The 24,788-nt window shown below is 68.5% G+C and carries 26 protein-coding genes; 2 read left to right on the forward strand and 24 right to left on the reverse strand.

The window, feature by feature from the left end; translation table 11 throughout:
- The first annotated feature begins 39 nt into the window (after positions 1-39).
- Positions 40-603, forward strand: a complete 564-nt coding sequence (locus tag ACFVH2_RS20970; protein WP_378426797.1) for an FHA domain-containing protein — start codon at positions 40-42, stop codon at positions 601-603.
- A 10-nt stretch (positions 604-613) separates the two neighbouring features.
- On the opposite strand, the gene ACFVH2_RS20975 is transcribed toward ACFVH2_RS20970, so the two are convergent.
- The 3 genes from ACFVH2_RS20975 to ACFVH2_RS20985 form a co-directional block, all read right to left on the reverse strand.
- Positions 614-1,570 carry an alpha/beta fold hydrolase gene (locus ACFVH2_RS20975; protein WP_378426735.1) on the reverse strand — a complete coding sequence of 319 codons (957 nt, stop codon included), beginning with the start codon at positions 1,568-1,570 and terminating at the stop codon, positions 614-616.
- A gap of 61 nt (positions 1,571-1,631) precedes the next feature.
- Positions 1,632-1,952: a hypothetical protein gene (locus ACFVH2_RS20980; RefSeq protein WP_378426734.1), complete on the reverse strand. Its 321-nt coding sequence runs from the start codon at positions 1,950-1,952 to the stop codon at positions 1,632-1,634.
- Between the two features lie 85 nt (positions 1,953-2,037).
- Positions 2,038-2,472, reverse strand: a complete 435-nt coding sequence (locus ACFVH2_RS20985; RefSeq protein ID WP_378426733.1) for a hypothetical protein — start codon at positions 2,470-2,472, stop codon at positions 2,038-2,040.
- Between the two features lie 355 nt (positions 2,473-2,827).
- Here ACFVH2_RS20985 and ACFVH2_RS20990 point away from each other — a divergent pair, with 355 nt between their 5' ends.
- Positions 2,828-4,357, forward strand: coding sequence for a phospholipase C (locus ACFVH2_RS20990; protein ID WP_378426732.1), 1,530 nt, complete (start codon positions 2,828-2,830; stop codon positions 4,355-4,357).
- A gap of 66 nt (positions 4,358-4,423) precedes the next feature.
- On the opposite strand, the gene ACFVH2_RS20995 is transcribed toward ACFVH2_RS20990, so the two are convergent.
- From ACFVH2_RS20995 to ACFVH2_RS21095, 21 genes are all read right to left on the reverse strand, one after another.
- The gene (locus ACFVH2_RS20995; RefSeq protein WP_378426730.1) at positions 4,424-4,858 is read right to left on the reverse strand and encodes a hypothetical protein; all 435 of its coding nucleotides are present in this window, start codon (positions 4,856-4,858) and stop codon (positions 4,424-4,426) included.
- Positions 4,859-4,981: 123 nt separating this feature from the next.
- On the reverse strand, positions 4,982-5,464 hold the full coding sequence (locus tag ACFVH2_RS21000) for a hypothetical protein (protein WP_378426728.1): 483 nt from the start codon (positions 5,462-5,464) through the stop codon (positions 4,982-4,984).
- Positions 5,461-6,024: a hypothetical protein gene (locus ACFVH2_RS21005; RefSeq protein WP_378426727.1), complete on the reverse strand. Its 564-nt coding sequence runs from the start codon at positions 6,022-6,024 to the stop codon at positions 5,461-5,463. Before ACFVH2_RS21005 ends, ACFVH2_RS21000 begins: the two co-directional genes overlap by 4 nt.
- Complete coding sequence (locus ACFVH2_RS21010) at positions 5,991-7,310, reverse strand: MCE family protein (RefSeq protein ID WP_378426725.1); 1,320 nt, start codon at positions 7,308-7,310, stop codon at positions 5,991-5,993. The genes ACFVH2_RS21005 and ACFVH2_RS21010 overlap by 34 nt, the downstream gene beginning before the upstream one ends.
- Entirely contained in the window at positions 7,307-8,461 is a 1,155-nt protein-coding gene (locus ACFVH2_RS21015) for an MCE family protein (protein WP_378426723.1), read from the reverse strand. The genes ACFVH2_RS21010 and ACFVH2_RS21015 overlap by 4 nt, the downstream gene beginning before the upstream one ends.
- Positions 8,458-9,714, reverse strand: coding sequence for an MCE family protein (locus ACFVH2_RS21020; RefSeq protein ID WP_378426721.1), 1,257 nt, complete (start codon positions 9,712-9,714; stop codon positions 8,458-8,460). The genes ACFVH2_RS21015 and ACFVH2_RS21020 overlap by 4 nt, the downstream gene beginning before the upstream one ends.
- On the reverse strand, positions 9,714-10,736 hold the full coding sequence (locus ACFVH2_RS21025) for an MCE family protein (RefSeq protein WP_378426720.1): 1,023 nt from the start codon (positions 10,734-10,736) through the stop codon (positions 9,714-9,716). The genes ACFVH2_RS21020 and ACFVH2_RS21025 overlap by 1 nt, the downstream gene beginning before the upstream one ends.
- The gene (locus ACFVH2_RS21030; RefSeq protein WP_378426718.1) at positions 10,733-11,749 is read right to left on the reverse strand and encodes an MCE family protein; all 1,017 of its coding nucleotides are present in this window, start codon (positions 11,747-11,749) and stop codon (positions 10,733-10,735) included. Before ACFVH2_RS21030 ends, ACFVH2_RS21025 begins: the two co-directional genes overlap by 4 nt.
- On the reverse strand, positions 11,746-12,915 hold the full coding sequence (locus tag ACFVH2_RS21035; protein ID WP_378426717.1) for an MCE family protein: 1,170 nt from the start codon (positions 12,913-12,915) through the stop codon (positions 11,746-11,748). The genes ACFVH2_RS21030 and ACFVH2_RS21035 overlap by 4 nt, the downstream gene beginning before the upstream one ends.
- 10 nt (positions 12,916-12,925) lie before the next feature.
- A complete protein-coding gene (locus ACFVH2_RS21040; protein ID WP_378426716.1) occupies positions 12,926-13,777 on the reverse strand; it encodes an MlaE family ABC transporter permease in 852 nt (283 codons plus the stop codon).
- A gap of 4 nt (positions 13,778-13,781) precedes the next feature.
- Complete coding sequence (locus ACFVH2_RS21045) at positions 13,782-14,522, reverse strand: ABC transporter permease (protein ID WP_142101381.1); 741 nt, start codon at positions 14,520-14,522, stop codon at positions 13,782-13,784.
- 62 nt (positions 14,523-14,584) lie between these two features.
- The gene (locus ACFVH2_RS21050; protein WP_378426714.1) at positions 14,585-15,865 is read right to left on the reverse strand and encodes a cytochrome P450; all 1,281 of its coding nucleotides are present in this window, start codon (positions 15,863-15,865) and stop codon (positions 14,585-14,587) included.
- 22 nt (positions 15,866-15,887) lie between these two features.
- Positions 15,888-17,525, reverse strand: a complete 1,638-nt coding sequence (locus ACFVH2_RS21055) for an acyl-CoA synthetase (protein ID WP_378426713.1) — start codon at positions 17,523-17,525, stop codon at positions 15,888-15,890.
- A gap of 24 nt (positions 17,526-17,549) precedes the next feature.
- Entirely contained in the window at positions 17,550-18,812 is a 1,263-nt protein-coding gene (locus tag ACFVH2_RS21060) for a hypothetical protein (protein WP_378426711.1), read from the reverse strand.
- Positions 18,806-19,357 (reverse strand): nuclear transport factor 2 family protein, encoded by a 552-nt coding sequence (locus ACFVH2_RS21065; RefSeq protein WP_378426709.1) that lies wholly within the window; start codon positions 19,355-19,357, stop codon positions 18,806-18,808. The genes ACFVH2_RS21060 and ACFVH2_RS21065 overlap by 7 nt, the downstream gene beginning before the upstream one ends.
- Before the next feature lie 41 nt (positions 19,358-19,398).
- Positions 19,399-19,593: a ferredoxin gene (locus ACFVH2_RS21070; protein ID WP_378426707.1), complete on the reverse strand. Its 195-nt coding sequence runs from the start codon at positions 19,591-19,593 to the stop codon at positions 19,399-19,401.
- Positions 19,594-19,595: 2 nt separating this feature from the next.
- Positions 19,596-20,996: a cytochrome P450 gene (locus tag ACFVH2_RS21075; RefSeq protein WP_378426705.1), complete on the reverse strand. Its 1,401-nt coding sequence runs from the start codon at positions 20,994-20,996 to the stop codon at positions 19,596-19,598.
- Complete coding sequence (locus ACFVH2_RS21080; protein ID WP_378426703.1) at positions 20,993-21,817, reverse strand: SDR family oxidoreductase; 825 nt, start codon at positions 21,815-21,817, stop codon at positions 20,993-20,995. The genes ACFVH2_RS21075 and ACFVH2_RS21080 overlap by 4 nt, the downstream gene beginning before the upstream one ends.
- Positions 21,817-23,040 carry a cytochrome P450 gene (locus ACFVH2_RS21085; protein WP_378426701.1) on the reverse strand — a complete coding sequence of 408 codons (1,224 nt, stop codon included), beginning with the start codon at positions 23,038-23,040 and terminating at the stop codon, positions 21,817-21,819. The genes ACFVH2_RS21080 and ACFVH2_RS21085 overlap by 1 nt, the downstream gene beginning before the upstream one ends.
- Positions 23,037-23,612: a TetR/AcrR family transcriptional regulator gene (locus ACFVH2_RS21090; RefSeq protein WP_378426699.1), complete on the reverse strand. Its 576-nt coding sequence runs from the start codon at positions 23,610-23,612 to the stop codon at positions 23,037-23,039. Before ACFVH2_RS21090 ends, ACFVH2_RS21085 begins: the two co-directional genes overlap by 4 nt.
- A gap of 92 nt (positions 23,613-23,704) precedes the next feature.
- Complete coding sequence (locus ACFVH2_RS21095; protein WP_378426697.1) at positions 23,705-24,562, reverse strand: mycofactocin-coupled SDR family oxidoreductase; 858 nt, start codon at positions 24,560-24,562, stop codon at positions 23,705-23,707.
- Positions 24,563-24,788: the final 226 nt, after the last annotated feature.

Consider the following 24,788-nt stretch of genomic DNA (forward strand, 5'->3'; position numbering starts at 1 on the left):
TGCCGACTCGTCTATTCGGACGGTCAGGGTCGGCAGCAGATGCTGACCCTGACCCCCGAGCAACCACGGGTGACGGTGGGACGATCGCCCGCCTCGGGTCTGCCGCTGACCACCGACGAGGAGGTCTCGCGGCTGCACGCGGTGCTCGAGTGCGTCGACACCCACTGGACGATCGTCGACGACGGACTGTCCAGGAACGGGACGTTCGTCAACGGGGACCGGATCTCCGGCAGGCGCAGGCTTCGGCACGGTGACAGCATCCGGATCGGCGCGACGATGCTGACCTACGACGAGTTCGGAGCCGCGACCGACGAGGCGACGATGGTCGCCGCGAGCACCCCCAACGTTCGCTCGCTCACCGAGACTCAGCGGTCGGTGCTGCTGGCACTGTGCCGGCCCTACAAGCACGGTGCCGCGTTCGCCAATCCTGCGTCGAATCAGCAGATCGCGGCGGAACTGTTCCTCAGCGTGGACACCGTCAAGACCCACCTGCGCGCGCTGTTCACCAAGTTCGGCGTCGAGGACCTGCCGCAGAACCAGAAGCGGGTGCGCTTGGCCGAGCGGGCCATGCACAGTGGGGTCGTCAACGCCCGCGACCTGTAGTCCGGCCGGCTCAGCCCGCGGCCACCATCCGCGGCTCCGGGACAGCGACGGCGCCGTCGCGGGCGGCCCTGACGAGCAGACCGCCGATCGCGGCGGCAACCTCCGCTGCCCGCTCGAGGATCACCGAATGGCCGGCGCCCTCGATGCGGACCAGTTCGGATCCCGGCAGCCTTGCCGCGAGCGCCTCGGAGTGCTCGAAAGGTGTCATCAGGTCCGCGGAACCGCACACGACGACGGCCGGGATGCCTGCGAGCGACGGCACCGAGCCGGATTCGTCGAACTCGGCGAACGACTTGAGGAAGCTGGACATCGTCACCACGGAGGTGTCGTTGACCATCGCGGCCGCCAGCGCCACCACCCGGGGGTCGACGTAACGGTTCCCCGTGCCCGCGACGCGAACCACTCCCGTGCACAGTCGGCAGCTCACACGCTTCGAGCCAGCAGTGACACGCGGGGCCCACCGCACCGCGGCGTGGAACAGCGACACCGCGGGACTGCGCAACAGTCGCCCCAGCCCGACGTCGGCGAGTCCGTTCGCGGCGGTCGAGATCAGGGCGATCCCGGCCAGCCTCGACCCGACCGCAGTCGGGTTCTGCCGCGCGTAGGCGAGCGCGGTCATCCCGCCCATCGAGTGCCCGACCAGCACCACCGGCCCGCTCGGGACGACCGCTGCGAGTACCGCATCCAGATCTCGACCGAGCTGGTCGATGGTGTAGGTGGAGGGTGCGGCGTGCCCCGAATCGCCGTGGCCGCGATGGTCGTAGAACACCATCCGCACATCGGATCCGCAGGCGCGCTCGAGGAACGCCCGGAGCAGGTACCAGGATTCCGATCGCAGGCAGTGGCCGTGCACGAACACCGCGGTGACCGGGGCGGCGGGGCTGCCGAACTCGCGGACGGCCAGCGGAACTCCGTCGTCGGCAAGGACGGTGACGCGACGCCCGCCGGTGGTGACTGTCTTCGACATGGTGCCCTCCTCACGTACTTGCTGTATCGGCGCGAAGCCGCAGTTCCTTACACCCGTGTCCCTACTTCACGGGAGGCAGTCCTGGGAGGTTCGGTCCGCTGCCGAGGTCGACCCCGCCGGGACCCGCCCCGATGCCGCCGACGCCGAGTGGGCCGACGTTGACCCCGCCGATCGCGACGTTGCCGTTCGAGCCGGAGGCGCCTGTCGGGGCCTGGCCGTTCGCGGGCGCACTGTTCGTGGGTGCGCCGAACCCGAAGGCCGGGGGCGGCGTCTGCGCGGCGGCGATTCCCGCGCCGGCGGAGAGCATGAGCAAGGCTGCGGCGGTTGCCATGAGTCCGCGCCGCGCGGTGCGGCCGTCGAGCACTGTTCTCGCGTCAAACATTTTCTGTCCCTTCGTGGTACGGAGGGGCCGGCGCCCGTCGTGTGACGTGACGCCGGCCCGTCTGTCGGTGTGGTCGGTCCCGGCGTCAGCAGAACGGCCAGACGAACGAGCAGTCCTGCGTGGTCGTGGTCGTGGTGGTGGTGCTGTTGGTGGTCGGGTTGTTGGTGCCACCCGCACCGCCCGCCCCACCGGCACCGCCACCACCGCCGTTCGCCGCACCACTGGTCGCGTTGCCACTGTTTCCACCGACCGCTCCCCCGCCGTTACCGGAGGACACACCGCCCTGCGTGCCGTTGCCGATGTTCACGCCGCCGATGGCCACGTTGCCGGAACCACCCGCACCACCGGTGGCATTGCCACCGTTACCGGACTGGGCGTTACCCGACTGAGCACTACCGCCCGCGCCACCGGGTGCACCCGCACCGCCGTTCGCGTCAGCGGAGGCGATGCCCGCTCCCGCGGCCAGGGCAAAGGCGGCGATGGCTGCGGTAGCGAAGGCGCGCTTGATGGTGTTCGACATTGTCTGTCTCCTCGTTCGGGGGGTTGGTCTTGCTCGGTCACACCAGCTTGCAACCCCGCGACCAGCACCGATAGGCACCCAAGGTGGCAACAACCCCACCCCTCGCGGTGGCGATACACCACTCTCGGGGTACTCGATTCGGGCTTCCGCCACGGCCGCTCGCCGCGACCGAGAGGTGATGGAGGCTGTCGTTTCGACACGCGAAATCGGGCGCAACAGACATGTAGGACAACGGATTTCGCGGCTAGCGGTCAATCATGTACCAATCGCCCGACAACAGGACAGGGCCACCGATTACCACTACAGTTGCGCCGGCCGACCAATCATCGATCGAACGAGAGGGGTCACCGGGACTATGGGTGCGTTCGAGGGAATCAACCGCCGCGAGTTCCTTGCCAAGGCATTGGCCGCTGGAGGCATTGCGGCGCTGGGCTCTTGGGCCGGTCCGATCATCGAGCGAGCGCACGCCGCGGACCCCGCGGGAATGGGCGGACTCGGCGACATCGAGCACTTCGTTCTCCTGATGCAGGAGAACCGTTCCTTCGATCACTACTTCGGCACGATGTCGGGAGTGCGTGGATTCGGGGACGCGTCACCCACGTGGCGGCAGTTCGGTTACGCCCCCGGCCTCGGGCCGAGTGCGGACGGTTACATCGTGCCGTTCCGGCTCGACACGACCACGGGCGCAACGCTCGACGGTGAGTGCATCAACGACCCCGATCACAGCTGGGCGGGCATGCACGAGGCCTGGAACAAGGGCATGAACGACCGCTGGATGCCGATGTCGATCGCGAGCGTCGGCGCCGCCAACGGGCCCGCCGCGATGGGCTACTACACCCGCGACGACATCCCCGTCCATCACGACCTGGCGGATGCATTCACCATCTGCGACAACTACCACTGCTCGGTGCTCGGCCCGACCGACCCCAACCGGCTGTACTGGATCTCCGCGACGATCGACCCGGACGGGCGGGCCGGGGGCCCGCTCGTGGAGACGCCGACCCTGATCCCACAGAACGCCTACAGCTGGCGCACCTACCCGGAGAACCTGTCCGAGGCCGGGGTGAGCTGGAAGATCTACAACAACCGCGACGTCGGCCCGATCTCGTCGGTGATTCTCGACGGGATGATGGGCTGCTTCAAGCAGGCCGCGGATCCGAACTCCGAACTGGCACGCCGCGGCAAGGCGCCGGTGTATCCCAGCGATTTCGCGGCCGACGTGGCCGCCGACCGCTTGCCTTCGGTGTCGTGGGTGATCCCGCCGCTGTTCAACTGCGAGCACCCGGCCCTGCCGCCCGCCCTCGGCGCCGTGGGAATCATGCAGGTCCTCGACATTCTCACCTCGAATCCGAAGGTGTGGGAGAAGACCGCACTGATCGTCAGCTACGACGAGAACGGCGGGTTCTTCGACCACGTCACGCCGCCCACCGCTCCGGAGGGGACGCCGGGCGAGTTCCTCACGGTCGACCTGGCGAAGGTGCCCGCCGCCAAGGGCGTGGCGGGACCCATCGGCCTCGGCTATCGGGTGCCGTCCCTGGTCATCTCGCCGTACTCCCGCGGCGGACTCGTCGCCTCCGAGACCTTCGACCACACCTCCCAACTGCGCCTGCTGGAGAGCCGGTACGGTGTCGAGGTACCGAATCTGACCAAGTGGCGGCGCAGCGTCACAGGCGATATGACCTCGGCATTCAATTTTGCCGCCGCCCCGGACAGGGTGCCCCCACGGATCACCGATCCGAAACCCAGGACTGCCGACGCGCTCGCCCAGTGCGGCCCCAACATCGCGCTGGGAACTGCCGGTCAAGGGATCCCGTATCCCGTGCCTCCCAACAACATGCCCACCCAGCAACCCGGCTCACGCCGCAGCCCCAGCGGGATCGTGTAGTCCGTTGCACAATCCGAGAGGGCCGTCGCTCCTCGGAGTGACGGCCCTCTCGGATTGGTCCCGGTGTCAGCAGAAGGGCCAGTAGAACGGGCAGTCCTGCGTGGTCGTGGTCGTGGTGGTGGTGTTGGTGGTGGTCGGGTTGTTGGTGCCACCCGCACCGCCCGCCCCACCGGCACCGCCACCACCGCCGTTCGCCGCACCACTGGTCGCGTTGCCACTGTTGCCACCGACCGCTCCCCCGCCGTTACCGGAGGACACACCGCCCTGCGTGCCGTTGCCGATGTTCACGCCGCCGATGCCGACGTTGCCGGAACCACCCGCACCACCGGTGGCATTGCCACCGTTACCGGACTGGGCGTTACCCGACTGAGCACTACCGCCCGCGCCACCGGGTGCACCCGCACCGCCGTTCGCGTCAGCGGAGGCGATGCCCGCTCCCGCGGCCAGGGCAAAGGCGGCGATGGCTGCAGTAGCGAAGGCGCGCTTGATGGTGTTCGACATTGTCTGTCTCCTCGTTCGGGGGGTTGGTCTTGCTCGGTCACACCAGCTTGCAACCCCGCGACCAGCACCGATAGGCACCCAAGGTGGCAACAACCCCACCCCTCGCGGTGAGGATGCACCCCCCTAGATCGGCGTCAGCTCGCTGACAACCCACCGTCCGTCCACCAGATCCACCCCGACCCGCACCCGACTCGAGGTGCTCGCCGGAGCGGGTTGCGACACGCTGGTCGTGATCTGGTCGACGAACAACAACAGCTGCGCGTGATCTGTTGTCCCGCCGAGGAATCCGACGTCGACGACGCGCGCCCTGGTGCTGAGCCCCTGCTCCTTCGACTGGGGCGCAACCGTTTTCGTACCGAACTCCACGAAGTTCTCCCTGAACGACCCGGTCGTCCCCTCGGCCGCGGCGGCGAGGTCCTCGTCCACGGTCTGCGCGTTGTAGCTCAGCAGCGCCTCGACGCGTCCCGGCGCCGCCGCGGTCGCCTCGCCGCGGGCCGCCTCGACGGACGCCGCGTGCCGATGTGCGAACACCAGTGCACCACCGGCCGCCACCAACGCGAACACCACCAGCGCGACTACTGCTCGATGCAGGGCGGGCCGGCTCACGGCACGAACTCCACGCTCGACATCAGCATCCGCCCGCCCACCTCGTCCACCGCGACCCGGAGGCGGTAGGTCCTGTTCGAGGCCGGACCCGCGGCGTTCGCGACACGTGCCGAGGCCGCCACGACCACCACACCCGAACTGCCCGACTCGCTCGCGAGCGCGGCCTCGTCCACCCGACCGTCCGAGTTCACCGCGGAGTCCCGCACAGACCCGACGAAACCCGTGCCCCCCTCCTTCATCTCGTCGGCGAAGACTCCGGTGCTCAGCGACATCAGCCTGGCCAGGTCCGCGTCCGCCGTCGCGGCGTGGACGTCGATCAGGGCGAGCACCCCGTCGCGGGCCGCGTCCACCAGCGATTGCCGGTGCGCCTCCCGCGCGCGGTCCGAACGCAGCGCGGCGACGCCGAGGACGACCGTCGCAACGAGTCCCGCGGTCGCGGCAGCGACGAGGACCCGCAGGGTGTTTCGTCGCGCACGACCCGCCCGGCGGGCGTCGGCCGGTGCGGCGTCCGGTGTCGGGTCGTCCGTCACGGATTCGGGGGTGTCAGCAAGTGTTGCCACGACTGGTCCTTCCCGGTCTGACCGGCCGCGGGCGCGAGATCGGTGTGCTGGTAGGCCTGGCCGTCCGGGCCCGGGTACAGCTCGTCCGGCGCGTTGGTTCCGGACGGCACGTACGGCGCCGCGCTGCGGCAGATGTCGGGACTCGGCGCCCGCTTGCCCGGCACCTCCGTGCACGGGATGTTCCTGGACCCGCGCACCGCGAACGTCGAGTCCTGCGGCACCTTGCAGTACAGGTCCGGCGGGGTGTCCGGCACGCTCGTCTGCGTCGGGTCGCGGCGCTGGTCGGCAGGCAGGTAGCCCGCCGAACACGCCGCCGGATCCTGCGCCTGGAGATGAAAGTTGACGTTCGCCGCCCCGTCCTCCTGCCCGCGCTGCACCACGGTCTCCTGGGCGGCCACCAGTGGCGGCACGATCACCAGGACCTGTTCGAGGGCGGCGTTGTAGGTGACAGCCACCTGGGCGGTACTGGTCAGGTTGGCCAACAGCACCGGCAGGGTCGGGCGCAGCTCCTGGAACAACGAATCGGCCTCGGCCGCGAAGCCCGGACCCCTGTCGAGGATGCCCCGCACCGACCCGTCGGCACCGGCCAGTTGCCCGCTCACCTGTGCCACACTCGCGGTCCACCGCCGAATCTGGTCGCCGGTGACCACCTGGGTGTCGAGCAGCGGGGCCAACTCCTGCACCAGGGTGGTCGCGGGCGTGGTCGACCCGGACAACTGGTCGACGAACGAGGTCGTCGAGTCGAGCAGCCGCGCCAGATCCGGCCCCCGGCCGCCGAAGGCCGCGGCCGATTCGTCGATCACCGAACGCAGCTTGTCCTGCGGGACCGACGCCAGCATCGCCTTCGCCTGGTCGAGGACCGGGCCGATCTCCCGCGGGACCGTGACCTGTTCCCCGCCGATCACGTCTCCGTCACTCAGAAACGGCCCGTCACCGGTGCTCGGTTGCAGGTCGACGTACTGTTCGCCGATCGCCGACACGCTGCGCACCGCGGCGGTCAGTCCGGTGCTCGGCACCGGAACCGAACTCTGCAGCGACAGTTCGACCCGCACCGCGTCCGGATCCAGCCGAACCGAGCGCACCTGACCGATGGTGTCGCCGCGGTAGGTGACATTCGCGTTCCGGTAGAGGCCGCCCGCGTCGCGCAGTTCCACCGTCACCGCGTAGCGGCCGATGCCGAGCATCGTCGGGACCCGCAGGTACGAGATGGCGGCGGCGGTCATTCCGATCACCGCGAGCACGGCGAAGATCGTCAACTGCCTGCGCACGAGTGGTGTGAGGATCATCGTCCGGTGCCCTCCTTCGCTGGCGGCGTGGGCTTCTCGGGCTTCGCCTCGGGCACGACCACACTCCTCGCCGCCTGCAGCGGCGCGGTCAGCGGGTTGACCGGTTGACTGCCCGCAGGCGGGGTCTGCGGCGCCCCGAGTGGGGTTCCGAATCCGAGCCCGGACCGCAGTCGCGGCGTGGTCAGGTCGATCAGCGCCCACAGGTTCGTGTAGTCACCGCGCATGCCCTGGTCGATTGTGGTCTGCGGGAACGGGAACGTGCTGAGGTTGCCCAGATTGTCGATCAGGTCCGGCCCCGTCTCGACGACCCTCTGCAGTGTCGGTTCCAGCGCGGCCAGGTTCGCCGACAGGTCGTCCCTGGTCCGGTTCACCAGCTCGGTTCCGACGTTCCCGAGCTTGCCGACCGAGTCCAGCGCCGTGGTCAACGCGGCGCGCTGACCGTCGAGTTCGGCCATCGCCGGGTCCAGGGTGTCGAGGGCCCTGCCCAGCACGTCCCGCTGCGCGTTGATCTCGCCGGCGAACCCGTCGAGGTTCGCCATGGTGGTCACCATCGCCCCGCGCTGCCGGTCCAGGGTCGCGGACAGCGAATCCATCTGCGACAGCAGATCCCGCGCGAAGCCGGTCCGGCCGGTCATCGCCTTGTTCAGTTCGGTGGTGATGCTGTGCACCTGTGCCAGCCCGCCGCCGTTGAGGACCACCGACAGCGCGGTCAGCGCCTCCTCGGTCGTCGGATAGACGCCCGCCGAGTCGAGCGGGATCACCGAACCGTCGGTGAGCCTGCCCTCGGGCGGCGCCCCGGTCGGCGGCGACAGGGCGACGTGCTTGGAGCCGAGCAGACTGGTCTGCCCGATCCGGGCCGTCGCGTTCGCCGGAAGTTGCACCGACTGGTCCAGCGACACCGTCACTTTCGCGTGCCAGTTGTCCGTCTCGATTCGGCGGATGCTGCCGACGGCGACGTCGCCCACGAGCACCGGCGAGTTCGGACTGATCGAGGTGACATCGGGCATCTCGATCACCACCGAGAAGCTGCCCGGCCCGCGCCCGGCCGCACCCGGCAGCGGCATCGAGTTCAATCCGCTCCACTGACAGCCCGACACGAGCACCGCCGCCACCAGGCCGGCGCCACCGATTCCCCACGCGCGCTTCGTCATCGAGTCGCCTTCCCGGGCGTCATCAGCTGGGCCAGGTTCGGCGGCACCGCGACCGCCGGCATGGTCAGCGTGGGTGTCGAGACGGCTGCGGCCGGTTTCAGCTGCGGCTCGCTGTACACCAGCTGGTCCGGCGTGGCGCCGAGTGCGCGCGTCGGATTGATGCTGAGGTCGGGGTAGTTGGCCTTGACCGTGTTCAGCAGCGGACCCAGGTACTGCGCGCACAGTTCCGCACCCTTGGCCGAGGTCTCGTTCGCGAGGCCGGCGATGCCGCCGCAGATCAGGTCGATCGGGTTGCCCATGTTCTGGAAGGCCGGGACACCGACCATCGCGCCCTGCGCGGGCCGGTAGACGTTGTAGTAGTTCGACAGTGCGGTCGGTGCCAGGTGCAGCACCGTCTCCAGACCGTCCCGCTTGGTCACCAGCACCTGCGAGACGTCCGCCAGCTTGCGCACCTGCTCGGTCAGGCCCGCACGGTTCTGCGCGACGAACCGCTGGACGTCGGCGATCGCGGTGTCCAGATCGGCGAGGGCGGGCGCCAGCTGGGTTCGGCTGTCGGCCAGTACGCCCGTCACGGTGGCGAGGCGGCCCTGGAACTGGACGATCTGTTCGTTGCTTGCGGCCAGCGCCGTGGTGAAGGCCTGCAGACCGCGGATCGTGCCGAACAGGTCGCCGCCGCTGTCGGAGAGGGTACTCATCGCGCGCGAGAGCTCCGTCACGCTGTTGCCGAGGGCGGTCCCGTTGCCCTGCAACGCGGTACCCGCAGCGTCGAGCAGGTTCGCGGCGGCGCCGCGATCGTTCCCCGTGGGCCCCAACGCGTCCGCGGCGCGACCGAGCTGCTCCTTGACCTGGTCCCACTCGACGGGCACCGCGGTGCGGTCGAGGCCGATCTCGGCGCCGTCGCCGAGGGCGGGGGCGGCGTCGTCGGTGACGGCGGGAGTCAGCTGCACGAACCGCGCCGAGACCAGCGACTGCGCGACAATCACCGCCTTCGCATCCGCGGCGACCGGCACCGAGCGGGCCAGCTTCAACTGCACCCGCATCCGGGTTCCCTCCGGGCTGATGGCGGTGACCCGACCGACGTCGACCCCGACCACCCGCACGTCGTCGCCGACGTACAGTCCCGTCGTGGACGTGAAGTAGGCCGTCACCTGGTAGTACCGGAAATGTTGCACGGCAGCGTATCCGGCCACCACCATCGCGGCCAGCACGGCGAGACCGATCCCGCCGACCACCGTCGCGCGCCTGGTGAACATCAGCGGACCTCCGGAATCGGCAGCGGCGCGGGCGGTAACCCGAACATCGCGTTGATCAGTGGCTGAGTGAACTGCGCGGGCATCAGGTTCTGCACGTACGCGTAGTAGAAGGGCCCGCTGGCCACCGTGTCGCCGAGTGTCCCGACGTAGGTGCCGAGCCCGTCGATGCCCTGCGCCAGGTTGTCCCGGTTCTTCTGCAGAATCCCGACCACGGTGTCGAGTTTGTCGAGCGCCGGGGTCAACTGTGCCTCGTTGTCGTGCACCAGTCCGCTCAGCTGGGTGGACACCGCCGAGACGTTGGCGATCACCTCCGACAGCGCGCTCTGCCTGCGAGCGAGTTCACCGAGCAGCGCATTGCCGTCCACGAGCAGCGAATTGACCTGCGGTCCGCGCTCGGCGAGCACGCCCGCCACCTTGTTCGCATCGGCGAGCAGGGCCCGCAGTGTGTCGTCCCGTCGCGTGAGACTGTCGGAGATCCGGGCCACGCCGTCGAGCGCGGGACGCAGGCTCGGCGCGCTGTCGGCCATCACCTTGCCGACCTCGTCGAGCGACGCCGACAGCTGGTCGAGATGAATGTCCTGCACGGTGTTGGTCAGGTCGCCGAGCACCGCCGGCAGCGAGTACGCAGACCTGGTGCGCTCGAGCGGGATCCGGCCGCCGACCGGGATCCGGCCGTCCCCCGCGAAGTCGAGGGTGACGGCGCGCTTGCCGAGCAGCGACATGGTGGTGATCGCCGCCGCGGTGCTCTCCCCCATCCCCACCGCACCGTCGAGGGTGAAGTCCACCCGGGCGCGACCTCGCTCGACGCCGATCCTCTCGACCGTGCCGATCTTCACCCCCGCCGAGTTGACCTCGTCACCGGGGGCAAGACCGCTCGCGTCCTCGAACACCGCGATGTAGCTCGCCCCGGACTTCACGAATTGCAGGTTCTGGTACTGCAGCGCCGTGAGCACCACGGCAGCCGTGACGGCGAGGCCGACGACACCCACCCGAACCGCCTGACTCTCCACCATGCTTCTCATCGCGGCGCACACCTCCCGGTCTTCTGATCGGCCAGATCGACCGTCATCGGCTTGCCGTCCGCACCGTCGACCTTCAACGCGATGCCACAGAGGTAGAAGTTGAAGAACGACCCGTACGCACCGACCCGGATCAGCTGCCGGTAGTTCGACGGCATCGACGCGAAGATCCGATCGAGTTCGCCCTGCTGCGCGATCAGCGGGTCCATGCTGGCGTCGACCCTGGTCACCGTGCCGGCCAGGCTCGGCCGGAGATCGGTCAGCAGGTCCGCGAACGTGCCGGCCGCGGTGTTCACACTCGTCACCGCGTTGCCGATCAGTTCCCGATCCCCCGCGAGCCCACTGACCAGTTCCTGCAGATGATCGAGGGTGCCGCTGAATTGGCCGCCACGACCACGCAATTCACCGAGCACCCCGTCGAGGTTGGCGATCACCCGGCCGATGAGTTCGTCACGGTCGGCCAACGTGTTCGTGACGGACCCGGTGTGTGCGAGCACCGACGCGACGGTCCCGGACTGCCCCTGGAACACCTCGAACAGCGACATCGACAGCGCGTTGACCTGCTCAGGGTCCAGCGCCTGGAACAGCGGTCGGAACCCGCCGAGCAGGGCGTCGAGGTCGAGTGCGGGGGCCGTGCGTTCGACGGGGATCGTCTCGCGCTGGGCGAGCGGTTGGGCGTCGCGGGGCCCGTCGAGCAGCTCGAGATATCTGTTGCCCACCAGGTCCTGGTAGCGGACCGCGGCCCGGGTCGCGACCGTCAGGGTGTCCCCGGAGTCGACGGTGAACTCCACCTGCGCCCGGTGGTTGTCGCCGAACGCGACGGAGCCGACCGCCCCGACCGGGACCCCGGCGACGCGCACCTTGTCCCCCGATTTCAGACCGGACACGTTGACGAACTCGGCCGAGTACGTGTTCGCGTCGCCACCGCGGATCTGCCCGAACACGAGAATCAGACCCGCATTGACCAGCAGCATGACCAGGACGAAGATCCCGAACTTGACGGTGTGACCCTTCACCGGACCGCCGTCCCGAACAGGTAGCTCATCAGGTTCGGCGCGCTCTCGATCGGCCGGCCGCCGTTCGGCTGCCGTTCCGGGGCAAAGGGATTGACGCCGATGTCGGTCACCAGGAAGGGCGCGTTGACGTTCGGGTCGCGCAACGGCAGCCCCATGCACTGCGGTCCGCCGGTCGCGGCCACCTTGGGTAGGTCGTCCGGGTAGCGGTACGGCTCGGTGCCGGCGATCAGTCCGATCGACATCTTGATGCCGGGCTGCCCGTTGTACGCACCGTCGCCGATCTTCTTGCTCTCCTGCAGTCCGTGGAACATGCACGGGATCGCGGGCGAGTACTCCTCGAGCAGCGCGGTCGTCGGCTTCAGCAGGGAGAGGACGTCAGCGAGGCCGTCGGAGTTGGCGCCGAGGACCTCCCGGCCCGTGTTCGCGAGGCCGGTCACGTTGAGCAGCAGCAGGTCCATGTTCGTCCGTTGATCGAGGACGGTGTTGCCCGTCGTGGTGAGCGCACCGAGTGATGCCATCAGGTTCGGGGCCGCGGCGGAGTACGTGTCGGTCACCGGCGGCAGCGCGGTCAGCACACGGTCGAGGGCGCCGTGCGCGGCGGCGAACTCGGCGAGGGAGTGGTCCGCCTTGCCCAGTGCGTCACCGAGGCGGTCACCACGACCCTGCAGCGCGGTCGAGATCGCACCGAGGGTCGAGTCGAGCTTTCCGGGGTCGACCGTGCGGAGCACCGCTGTGAGCTTCTCGAACACCGTGTTCAGCTCGACCGTCACGTGCGAGGCGTCGATCGTCGCGCCCGGTGCCAGCCGGTCGGTCGTCGGGTCGGTGGGGGCCGACATGCTGACGAACTTGGCACCGAAGGCGGTGTTCGAGGTCACCTGCACGTCGACGTTGGCCGGAATCGACTCCAGCGCATCCGGATCGACGAGCAGGGACAGTCGTGCGGTGGCGTCGTCGGTCATGTCGACGGACTCGACGGTGCCCACCGTCACCCCGGCCATCTTGACCCGCGCGCCGGGATCCATCACCAGCCCCGCGCGCTGCGCCACCACCGTGACCGGAACGCGGTCGGTGAACGACTGGTCGAACAGCGCCACCGAGAGCCCCACGAGACCGGCCACCGCGACCACCAGCGCCAGCGCGGCGAGCTTGTATCCGTACTTGTGCACGTGCCCCCCCCTAGCCGGACAGGTTGAAGTTGCCGGAGCCGCCGTAGATCGCCAGCGAGACGAGCAGGGTCACCGCGACCACACAGATCAACGACAGCCGCACCCCGCGACCGACCGCGGTGCCCACCCCGGACGGTCCGCCCGCCGCGGTGTAGCCGTAGTAGGTGTGGATGAGCATCACGAGCATCGCCATCACCAGCACCTGCACGAACGACCACGCGACGTCGATCGGATCGAGGAAGGTCGTGAAGTAGTGGTCGTACAGGCCCGACGACTGCCCGAAGATCACCACGGTGGTGAACCGGCCCGCCAGGAACGATGCGACGAGGGCGAGCGAGTACAACGGCAGGATCGAGAGCATGCCCGCCACCACGCGGGTGCTCACCACGTACGGCACCGAACTGATCGCCATCGACTCGAGCGCGTCGATCTCCTCGCTGATCCGCATCGCCCCGATCTGCGCGGTGGAACCAGCGCCGATCGTCGCCGAGAGCCCGATGCCCGCGATGACCGGCGCCGCGATGCGCACGTTGATGAACGCGGAGAAGAACCCGGTCAGTGCCTCGACACCGATGTTGCCGAGCGAGCTGAAGCCCTGGATCGCGATGGTGCCGCCGGAGGCGAGGGTCAGGAACCCGACGACCGCCACGGTGCCACCGATCAGGGCGAGCGCGCCCGTGCCCATGCTGATCTCGGCGATCAGGCGCAGCACCTCCTTCGGGTGCTTGCGCACCGCCCACGGGACGTACGCGATCGCGCGGGTGAAGAACACGGCCTGGCGACCGATGTCGTCGACCGACCGCGACACCCGTGCGACGCGTGCGCGGGTCGGGCCGAACTTGCCGGTGACTGCCAACGCCACGACGTCACCCCGCCGTCAGTCGGATGCCCACCGCGGTGACGATGGTGTTGACCACGAACAGCGCCATGAACGCGTACACCACCGTCTCGTTGACGGCCTCCCCGACGCCCTTCGGCCCGCCCCGGACCGACAGGCCGCGGTAGCAGGCGACCAAGCCGGCGAGCAGCCCGAACAGCGCGGCCTTGACCATCGAGAGCGCGACCTCGGGGAGCCCGGTGAGCAGCGTGATCCCGTCCGCGAAGGCGCCTGGATTGACGCCCTGCAGGAAGACCGAGAAGACGAAACCTCCTGCGATGCCGATCACGCAGACCAGACCGTTGAGCAGCAGTGCCACCACCGTCGAGGCGACCACCCGCGGAATCACCAGTCGGTTGACCGGATCGATGCCGAGCACCTCCATAGCGTCGATCTCCTCGCGGATCGTGCGCGAGCCGAGGTCCGCCGCGATCGCGGTGGCGCCGGCCCCGGCGACGATGAGCACCGTCACCACCGGACCGACCTGGGTGACGGCGCCCAGGGCAGCTCCTGCACCGCTGAGATCGGCCGCCCCGATCTCGCGCAGCAGGATGTTGAGGGTGAAGCTCACCAGTACGGTGAACGGCACCGCCACGAGCACCGTCGGGACTATCGACACGCGCGCGATCATCCAGCTCTGTTCGAGGAACTCCTGCAGCTGAAAACGCGTGCGCACCAGGCCGACCGCGACATCGGCGCCCATCCGGTAGAACTGGCCGAGCTCGCGCATCGGCCCGGTCGACTTCGTGTTCACCACGAGCCCTCCCCTCTCCGTGAACCTCGGACGCCGCGTCAGTGTGCTACCGGACAGTGGCCGCCAGCGGACCCGCCAGTGCCGTAGTCGACCTCGAAACTCTTGATCCCGTTGATCCAGCCGGACTGCAGGCGGCTCGGATCGCCGAGCTTGGTGATGTCGGGCATGTGGTCGGCGATCTTGTCGAAGATCAGGTCGATCTCCATGCGCGCCAGATTCGCACCGATGCAGTAGTGCGGTCCGGTACCGCCGAACGCGAGGTGCGGATTCGGATCCCGGGTGATGTCGAAGACGTTCGGGCTCTCGAACACCTCCTCGTCGAAGTTCGCCGATCCGTACAGCAGCACGACTCGCTCACCTGCCTTGATCGGAGTGCCCCCGATCTCGGTGTCCACCAGCGCCGTTCGCTGCATCGACGTCAACGGCGACGCCCAGCGGATGATCTCGTCGGCCGCCGTCTTCGGGCGGTCCCGCTTGTAGAGCTCCCACTGGTCCGGGTTCTCCATGAAGGCGATCATCCCGAGTGTCGTTGCGTTGCGAGTGGTTTCGTTGCCCGCCACCGCGAGCATGATGACGAAGAAGCCGAACTGTTCCGGGGTGAGCGCCTCCCCGTCCACGTCGGCGTGCACGAGCTGCGAGATGATGTCCTCGGTCGGTTCCGCACGCCTGGCCTCGGCCAGCTGGTACGCGTAGCCGAGGATCTGCGCCGACGCCATCCGGGACGCGCCCTCGAGCGACTCGTCGTCGTAGCCGGTCATCTGGTTCGACCAGTCGAACAGCTGCCTGCGTGCGTCCTGCGGAACACCGAGCAACTCCGAGATCGCCTGCATCGGAAGCTCACTTGCCACCTCGGTGACGAAGTCGCCACTGCGATTCGTCACCGCCGCGCACGCGATCCGCTCCGCCCGCTCCTCGAGTGCCGAGCGCATCGCCTCCACCGCACGCGGAGTGAACAGTCGCGACACCAGCTTGCGGAGCTGAGTGTGCTCCGGCGCGTCCTTGTTGATGAGGACGTGCTTGGTCACCTCGAGTTCTTCGGCGGAGATGTCGTCCTGGTGCCGGGGTATCGATCCGTTGACGTTGTTGGAGAAGTCTTCCGGACGCCGCGACACGTCGCGCACGTCCGCGTGCCGGGACACCACCCACGCACCACCGTCGTGGAAGCCGCCGGTTCCCGGCTCCTGGGCGTTCCACCACACCGGGGCACATCGCCGCAACTGCGCGAACTCGGCGAGCGGAACCCGCTCGCCGTACAGCTTCGGATCGGTGACGTCGAAGCCGCTCGGCAGGTCGAGCGTCGGAATGTTCGACTCGGTCATCGCTGGGCCTTTCGTACGGAAGTCAGTCGATTCGGTGATCGGGCTGGTGCGCGGCCGCGTGAGCCTTGGCCCACCGGTACTCCGGTTTGCCGCTCGGGGTCCGTTCGACCTCCGGCACGATCCAGAAGGACCGCGGAATCTTGTAGCCGGCCAGTTGGTCGCGGGCATGCTTCTCGATGCTCTCGAAGTCGGGCAGACCGTCGCGGGCTCGCATCACGACGGCGACCCGGTTGCCCCAGCGCGCGTCGGGCACGCCGACGACGATGGCGTCGTAGACGTCGGGGTGGGCCTTGACCACCGCCTCGACCTCCTCGGCGAACACCTTCTCGCCGCCGGTGTTGATCACCATGTTGCCCCGACCGAGCAGCGTGACCGAGCCGTCGTCCTCGATCCGGGCGCGGTCGCCGGTGACCACCGCACGCTGCGCGCGGCCGTCGGCCAGACCGTGCACCTCGCGGAAGATCTCGGCGGACCTGACCGGGTCGTTGTAGTACCCCAGGGGCACCGGACCGATCTTCGCCAGCCAGCCCTCCGCCCCGGATCCCGGTGCCTGCACTCGGTTCTCGTCGTCCACCACCACGGTGTGCCGGTGCGAGCCCACCATCGGGCCACCGTGCTGGTCGAGCCCCCTGGTCGCGAACCCGATGCCACCGAAACCGGTCTCGGAGGATCCCACCGAATCGGAGATCATCAGGTTCGGGAGAGCGTCGAAGAAGGCGTCCTTGACCGAACCGGAGAACAGCGCGGCCCCCGATGCCACCACGGCCAAACTCGAGGTGTCCGCGCTGGTGCTGCGGAACGCCTCCACCAATGGCCTGCCCATCGCGTCGCCGGTGATGACCATCGCCGTCGGCCGATGCCGGCCCACCAGCTCCCAGGTGCGGACGGCGTCGAACTTCGGGTCGTAGATCACGGCATTGCCCGCCAGAAGGGCGGTGAACGACGGCATCAGGGCCGAGGTGTGGATCAGCGGCGGCAGGACGAGCATCCGCATCGGCTCACCGGCCGCACCCGTGCGGGATTGCTGGTACTCGTCGGCGATCGGCTCACCGGTGAAGAAGTCGAGACCGCCCGCGAGTACCCGCCACATGTCCTCCTGACGCCACACCACTCCCTTGGGCCTGCCGGTGGTGCCACCGGTGTAGAGGATGTAGACGTCATCGCCGCTGCGCTCGCCGAAACCGCGCTCCGGAGAAGCCGACGCGAGCGCGTCCTGGTAGCGGACCGCGCCGGGCAGGAGCGGCCGCGTCCCGGTGTCGAACACGTCGGGGACCTCGACCAGGTGGCGGATTCGGGAGACCTCGCGGCGCGCCTCGGCGACCCGGTCGGCGAATCCGCGATGGAAGACGAGCGCGTCCAGATCGGCATTGTCGTAGAGGTACACCAATTCGTCGGTGGTGTACCGGTAGTTCACCGTGAGCGGCACTGCCCGGATCTTGAAGGCCGCCAGCACGGCGACCATCGTCTCGATCGAGTTGTGCATGTGGATTCCGATGTGGCTGCCCGCGCCGAAGCCGGCCGCCTCGAGGTGGTGCGCCAACCGGTTGGCCCGCTCGTCGAGCTCACGGAAGGTGACCTCCTCCCCCGAGGCGATCAGGGCCAGACGGTCGGGCATCGCGTCGACCGCGTGCTCGAACAGGTCTGCGAACGTGTAGGCCATGCGAGGTCCTCGAGGGTCGGCCGCTCACACTACGTAGAGCGGCAACGGAATTCCACGGTCTTCGAACTCGAACCCTGCGCCGGTGCTGACCTTGGTGATCGCCACCTCCACGCATTCGGGGGCGGGTTCGGCTGCGGTGTCGACCGCGACCAGCAGTCCGGCCGGGTCCTCGCTCACCACCCGCACCGTGAAGTGCGGGTTCACGCCGCGCACCAGCGCCTGCAGCGGCGCGAGGTGCTCACCGTCGACGAGGGTCGGCCACCCGCCGTCGGCGTCGACGAGTCCGTTCCGGCCGATCCACAGTTCGAGCCGCTCGCCGTCGAACCGGATCTCACTGTCCACGTACTGCTTCGGGTTGAGCAGCGGATGCAGCGACAGCACGCTCGCCAGTCCCTCGAGGTCGCCGGGTAGGCCGAGCGCGTCGCGGATGCGCTGCGCACTCACCCCCGCGATTCCGGTCAGCTGCTTGCGGGTGATCTCCACTGCCGCGTCCTCGTCGAGGCGTTTGCGCACCGCGACGAGGAACCCGAGCGCGAGCAGGTGATGTTGCAGGCACACCTCCTCCGCGATCCGGACCAGCGCCGACTGGGAGAAGTCCGCGAACCTGACGTCGGCGAGCAGCGGCCCCGAGTAGTCGTGCGCGCCGTCGCCGTCGACGTCGATCGGGCTCAGCTCGACCGCGTTGGCCGCGGTGCGCCCGATCTGCTCGGTGTGCGGCTCCATCACCGGCGGCACGTGCGACGGGTCGATGGTCACCGTCCACGCGCAGTGCGGGTGCCGGTCCGCCGGACGCCGGGGCGGGCGGTGGATCGGCCGCACCTGGGCGTGCGGATTGGTGGCCAGTGCGGTGGCGTCGAAGGTCGGGTCCTCGATGTCGTGACACATCGACGTGACGTACTCGTCCCCGAGCGGTTCGACGTCCATCAGCGCGCCGCAGTGGTCGAGCCAGAACTCGCCGTGCATGGGGTCGTCGACGCGGTAGCGGAAGTCCATGAACTGGGGCGGTGCCCCGATGTCGAGCTGCAGACCCTTGAAGATGGTCACCACGGTGTCGCCCTCGTAGCGCAGCGCCTTCTGCATTCGGCGGGTGTACCAGGGGCTCGATGCCTGCCATTCCTCGATCGCGACCTGCGCCATGCCCGCACGGCCGAACTCCACGATCAGGTGCGCCATGCCGGAGCGGTCGATGAGCTGACCGCACAGCAGCAGTTCGGGTACCAGTGTCGCCAGGTCGCGCCGTGACAGGGCCGCGAACGAGGGCTGTGGCCAGGTCACCGGGCTCACCACAGCGGCACCGGAGCCTGGCCTGCCGGGTACCAGCCGGGCAGACGCTCGCCGGAGAGGGACCGCTGGATCCGCGACTGCATGCCCGTCGACAACGCGTTGTTCTGGATCATCTCCATGAACAGCGCGGAGACGTTGCCGAAGTCGAAGAAGTCCCGCTGCCAGGACCACTGGAAGTTGCCGCCGTACCGGAACCAGCTACCGCCGATTCCGTACACCGAGTAGTTGGTGCCGTCGGCGCGGGCGGCATCCGACACCTGCTTCCACAGTCCGATCACGGTGCCGCTGCGTTCGTCTACGACGAATTCCTGGTACGGGTACTGCCAGCCCTCGAGCCCCTGCATCTCCAGGCCGAGCGCGACCTCGCGAATCTCCTCGCGTCCCACGGCCATGAAGTCCTGCTTCGGTCCGTAGTTCCAGCCGTAGGTCGCGTCCTCGGTGTACATGTCCGCCAACGGCTTCCAGTCACCGGCCGCCTCGGCCCGCTTGTTCTCGTCAATCCAGCGCTGAACCATCTCGTCGAGCTCCGCGCGGTCGAATCCGGTCATCTCGATCGTCTCTTTCTCGATGGGTGAAATCTCCGGTGAGGTCAGTCCTCGACGATCCGCAGGGCCTGCGTCGGGCAGTACCGCACGGCGTTCTCCACGTCCGCCCGCGCCGACTCCGGCGGCGACGCGTCGAGGACCGTCACCTTCTCGCGGCCCGGCACCGAGAACACCTCGGGCGCCTCCATCTCGCAGGCCGCATGGCCCTGACACAGGTCCAGGTCCACCTCGATGCGCATGGTCAGGCCTCCCCCGCGATCCGGGACGCCGCGCGCCTGCGGTAGCGCACCCGGCACGGCTGCTGCAGCTGCACGACCATCTTGCTGTGGTCGTTGCGGTAGCTGTCGGACGGTTGTGACATCTCGAACTCGTAGTCCCGCAGCAGGATCGAGAAGATCGCCTTGAGCTGCATCTGCGCGAAGGCGGCACCGACGCAGCGATGCCTGCCCGCCCCGAACGGGATCCAGGTCCACCGGTTGACGATGTCTTCCTGGTTGGGGTCGATGTAGCGGCCCGGGTCGAAGTCGTCCGGTCGCGGGAAGTCCTCCGGAATCCGGTTGGAGATCGCCGGCGTCGCAGCGACGAGGTCGCCCTCGTGGATCCGGTAGCCCCCCACCTCGAAGTCCCCGCGCGCGACCCGCAAGAGAATGATCAGCGGCGGGTGCAGGCGGAGGGTCTCCTTGACCACCGACTCGAGCACCGGGATCTGGCGCAGCGCATGGAAACTGATGTCCGCGCCGTCGGAGTACAGCTCGTCGAGCTCGGTCACCACCCGGTTCATCGCGTCGGGGTGCCGCAGGAGTTCGATCAGCGACCAGGCCGCGGTCCCGGAGGTCGTGTGATGTCCGGCGAACATCATCGAGATGAAGATGCCGGTGATCTCGTCGGCGCTGAACCGCAGTTCGCCTTCGTCGTCTTTGACCGACACCAGGACGTCGAGCATGTCCCGGTCTTCCCTGCCCTGCGGCGGGTTCGCGATGCGGTCGTTCATGATCTCCTGCACCAGCGCCACCAACGCGACCCGAGCCTCGTCGCGGCGCCGGAAGCTCTCGATCTGCGCGTAGGGGTCGACGAACGCGATCGCGTCCGTGCCCTGTTCGAGCTCGTGGTAAAGCTTGGCGAACCGGTCGTCCAGCTGGTCGCGGAACTTCTTGCCGATCAGGCAGGCCGACGAGGTGTAGATGGTCAACTCGGCGAAGAAGTCGAGCAGGTCGATCTCGCCCTCCTCGTCCCAGCCCGCGACCATCGCCTCGACCTCGATGCCGATGGTGGCGGCGTGCCCCTTCATCTGCTCGCCGCGCAACGCCGAGTTGTGCAGCATCTCCTTGCGCCGCTCGGGGCTGGCGTCGAAAACCACACCCTCGCCGAAGATCGGCTTCATGAACGGGTACGCGGCCTGCTGGTCGAGATCCTCGTCGCTGGAACGGAAGAAGAACTCGTTGGCCTCGGCGCCGGAGAGCAGCACCACCTCCCGTTCGGCGAGCTGGAATATCCCGACGTCACCGCATTCCGCGCGCACCCGACGCATCAACGCGATCGGGTCCGTGCGCAGTTCCTCGAGGTGTCCGTGTTCGTGCTCGCCACCGGACACGCGTGGCGGGTTGGGCAGCGCCGTGGACTTCTCCTGCACTCCGTGTGTCATGTCGTCTCCTGCGAGGTGGTGTCGGGACGCGGGTTCGGGGGCGCCGGATCGTGCAGCGGCGCTTCGGGCTGGACCTCCACCAGGACCAGGTGGGCGCCGCGCGGCGCCGTCACCACCGCCACGATCGCGTTCGCGAGGTCGGAGGCACGCAGGAAGTAGCCGTGTCGGGCGAATCCCCAGCGCTTCCACGACTCCGCGAGCGGCCCGATGGTCTCCGGTGTCGCGTCCATCCCCATGCCGGTGAGGGTGGGACCCGGCCGGACGATGGAGGCCCGAATCCCGGTGCCCTCGAGCTCCATTCGCATCTGCCTGCCCATCGACTCCAGGCCGGCCTTCGCGGCGTCGTAGGCTCCCATCAGCGGACGCTGCCGATTCGCGCAGTCGGAGCCGATCAGCACGAAGTCGCCGCGGCGCCGCTCCCGCATGCCGGGCAGCACCCGATGCGCCAGTCGCTGCGCACCGACCAGGTGCACGTCGACCTGTCGCAGGAAACGCTCCGGATCCATCTGGTCCGCGGCACCGAACTCGAGGTCGCCCGCCCCGGAGACCGCGATCTCGATCGGTCCGAGAGCGGCCTCCGAGGCGGTCACGAACTCGTCGACGGAGGCGCCGTCGGTGACGTCGAGGAAGTGCGCGTACGCCTCGCCGCCGTCGCTGCGAATCTTCGCGGCGATCGCCTCGCACTCGGCGACCCGCCGGGCGCCGAGCGCTACGGGGTGACCGAGTTCGGCCAGCGCGTAGGCAGTGGCCGTGCCGATTCCCGAGGACGCGCCGCTGATCAGGGCCGGACGCCGGGCGGGATTGGGTTCGAATCTGGGCATCAGCGCACCTGCACCTTCACCGGCAGGGCCGCGAAGCCCCGCACGTTCGTCGAGTGGACACGTTCGATCCCGGACTCGTCGACCTCGAATCCGGACACCTGGCGGGCGAATTCGGCGAGCGCGATGTTCGCCTCGAGCCGAGCCAGGTGCGCGCCGAGGCAGAAGTGCACGCCGCCGCCGAAGCTGGCCAGCTTGTTGGTCGAGTTCCGGCCGATCAGGAATTCGTCGGCATCGTCGAAGACGTCGGAATCACGGTTGGCCGAGCCGATCAGGAGCAGCATCTTCTCCCCCGCGGGCACGGTCTGGTCGTAGTACTCGAGATCCTCGGCGGTGGTCCGCGCGACGATCTGGCTCGACGTGTCGTAGCGCAGCGTCTCCTCCGTCCACTGGGACACCTGAATCGACTGCGACCTACTGTCGGCGTCGGACAGGAGCGGCGCCATCTGATCGGGATTCCGTGCGCCCCAGTAGAGCGCATTCCCGAGCAGCTTCGTGGTGGTTTCGTTGCCCGCCACCACCATCAGGAACATGAATCCGAGAATCTCCGCGTCGGAGAGCTTGTCCCCGTCGATCTCCGCGTCGAGCAGCGCGGAGGTGAGGTCCGCGGTGCGCGCGCGCCGGCGCTCGGCGATCATGTCCCGGTAGTAGGTCATCAGCGCCATCGAGGACTCCACCGCGGCCTGCGGAACGTCGAGCACACCGTCCTCCCGGTGCACCACCAGGTCCGCCATCCTGCGCAGCTCGGCACGATCGGGCTGCGGGACCCCCATCAGCTCCGAGATCACGTCCATCGGCAGCTTGCCTGCGACATCGGCGATCCAGTCGAACTCTCCCGACTCGAGCGCCGGACCCAGGTGCTGCTTCGTGAGTTCCTGGATGCGACCCTCCATCTCGGCCACTCGGCGCGGAGTGAATCCGCGAGACACCAACTGCCGCAGCCGCATGTGCCTCGGATCGTCCATCGCCAGGAAGGACATCACGTAGTGCGCGTGCGGGCCGTAGGCCGCCGGGTCGAGCGAGACGCCGTTGGCGCTCGACAACCTCCGGCTGTCCTTGAACGCGTCGGCGACGTCGGAGTGTCGTGAGAGCGCCCAGAACCCGAGGTCCGGGTTGTGGTACAACGGCGACTCCACGCGGAGCCTGCTGTACACCGGATACGGGTCGTCGTGGAATCGGTAGTCGTACGGATTGAAGACCACCGGGTCGATCAGGGCTTCGGTCATCGTTGCTCCAGGATCATCCTTGCGGACGCCTCCAGGCGTCCGGCAATGTGCGCGTAGCTGCCGTACCCCATGCCGGCCCGCAGAAGCGCTCCGGCATAAAGCAGTTCGAGAGTCTCGATGGTGTCGGGGTCGCTGCCCGGGCCGAGCGCCTCGGCGAGGCGCCCGTGGATCTCGGCCCCGATCCGGCCGCGGAGATGCTCCACGTCCGGGTCGGTGCCGAGCAGTGCACTCGTCACCGCGTCGGACACCTCGGGCTCGTCCGCGATCAGCAGCGCGATGTTGCGCAGCACCGCCAGCACCCGAGCGGTCCGGTCGAGTCCGTCGCCGTCCGCGACCGGCGAACTGCGCAGCCGACGCCAGAACACCTCCGCGACGAGGTGCTCCTTCGACGAGAAGTAGGTGTAGGCCGTGGCGGGTCCGACCCCGGCGCGCGCGGCCACCGCCCGCACCGTGAGCCCGGCGAACTCCTGCTCGCGCAGCACCTCGACGCCGGCGTGCGTCAACCGATCGACGGTCTCGGCCTGCTTCTCCGTCAGCCGTCGTCGGGTGGATTCGAAACTCCGACTGGACACATGTCTGGACGCTACTACAGGCTCATGTCCAGGGCAACGGTCGTCGAGGCGTGGCGCGCCGGTTGATTCGGTCATATCCGCTGGCCGTGGACCTAGAGGCCGATCTTCATGCCCGCGCCACCGTCGACACGCAGCTGCTGACCCGTCACGTAGCGCGACTCGTCGGACGCGAAGAAGAGCACCGCGTGCGAGATGTCCTCGGGCTCGACCCACGGAATCGGCATGGCCTGCATGAACGGGAAGGTCACCGCGGCATCCTCGGCGGTGGGGTTCGCGAGATCCGGCCGGAAGGTCTTGTACATCGGCGGACTCTGCAGCATGTCGGTGTTGCAGTTGGTCGGATGGATCGCGTTGACCCGGATCGAACTCGGCCCGAGGGTCAGCGCGAGCGAGCTCGTGTACGTCTGGATCATCTTCTTCGCCAGCCCGTATCCGTCCCCGCCCGGACCCTGCAGCGCCTGCTGGCCGTTGAACCCGGTCTGCGGCACGAGTCCCGCGACCGACCCGATCGCGATGATCGAGGCACCCGCCCCGAGGTGCGGCATCGCCGCGTGCACGGTGTTGACGACGCCGACGAAGTCGACGTCGAAGGCATCGACGAAGCCCATGTTCGGAATGTGGTTGCCCAATGGGCAGATTCCGGCGTTCGCGACCACGATGTCGAGCCCGCCGAGCTGAGCGACCGCATCGGTCAGTTCCGTCTCCATCGCGGCGCGATCGCGAACGTCGACCTTCGCGGCAACCACCCTGCGCCCGGTCTTCTCCACCAGTTTCGCGGTGTCCGCGAGATCCGCCTCACTCGAGAGCGGGTACTCGTTGCTCCCGATGTCCTCACAGACGTCGAACGCGATGACGTCGGCGCCCTCCTCGGCCAGCCGAACCGCGTGACTGCGGCCCTGCCCCCTGGCCGCGCCCGTGACGAAGGCGACCTTGCCGGCAACTCGGTTCATTGCATTTCTCCCTCGGATCGAACGAACGGGGATCTGTGAACGGGCGCGCTGCACTCCGCCTGCCGGACATCGCGAACGGAGAGGTTCGCGCGCGGCGACGCCTGCCCCGGCACTGACGGCCGGGCGACGCGGCGGTGTGACGAAGACTAGACACGGACTCCGACGTTTGTCGATACCCAAGATCGAAATCGCTTATGCCCGACACCCATTGCGTGTGACATTTGTT

Origin of the sequence: Rhodococcus sp. NPDC127527 (assembly GCF_042672245.1) — a bacterium.
Taxonomy (GTDB): Bacteria; Actinomycetota; Actinomycetes; order Mycobacteriales; family Mycobacteriaceae; genus Rhodococcus_G.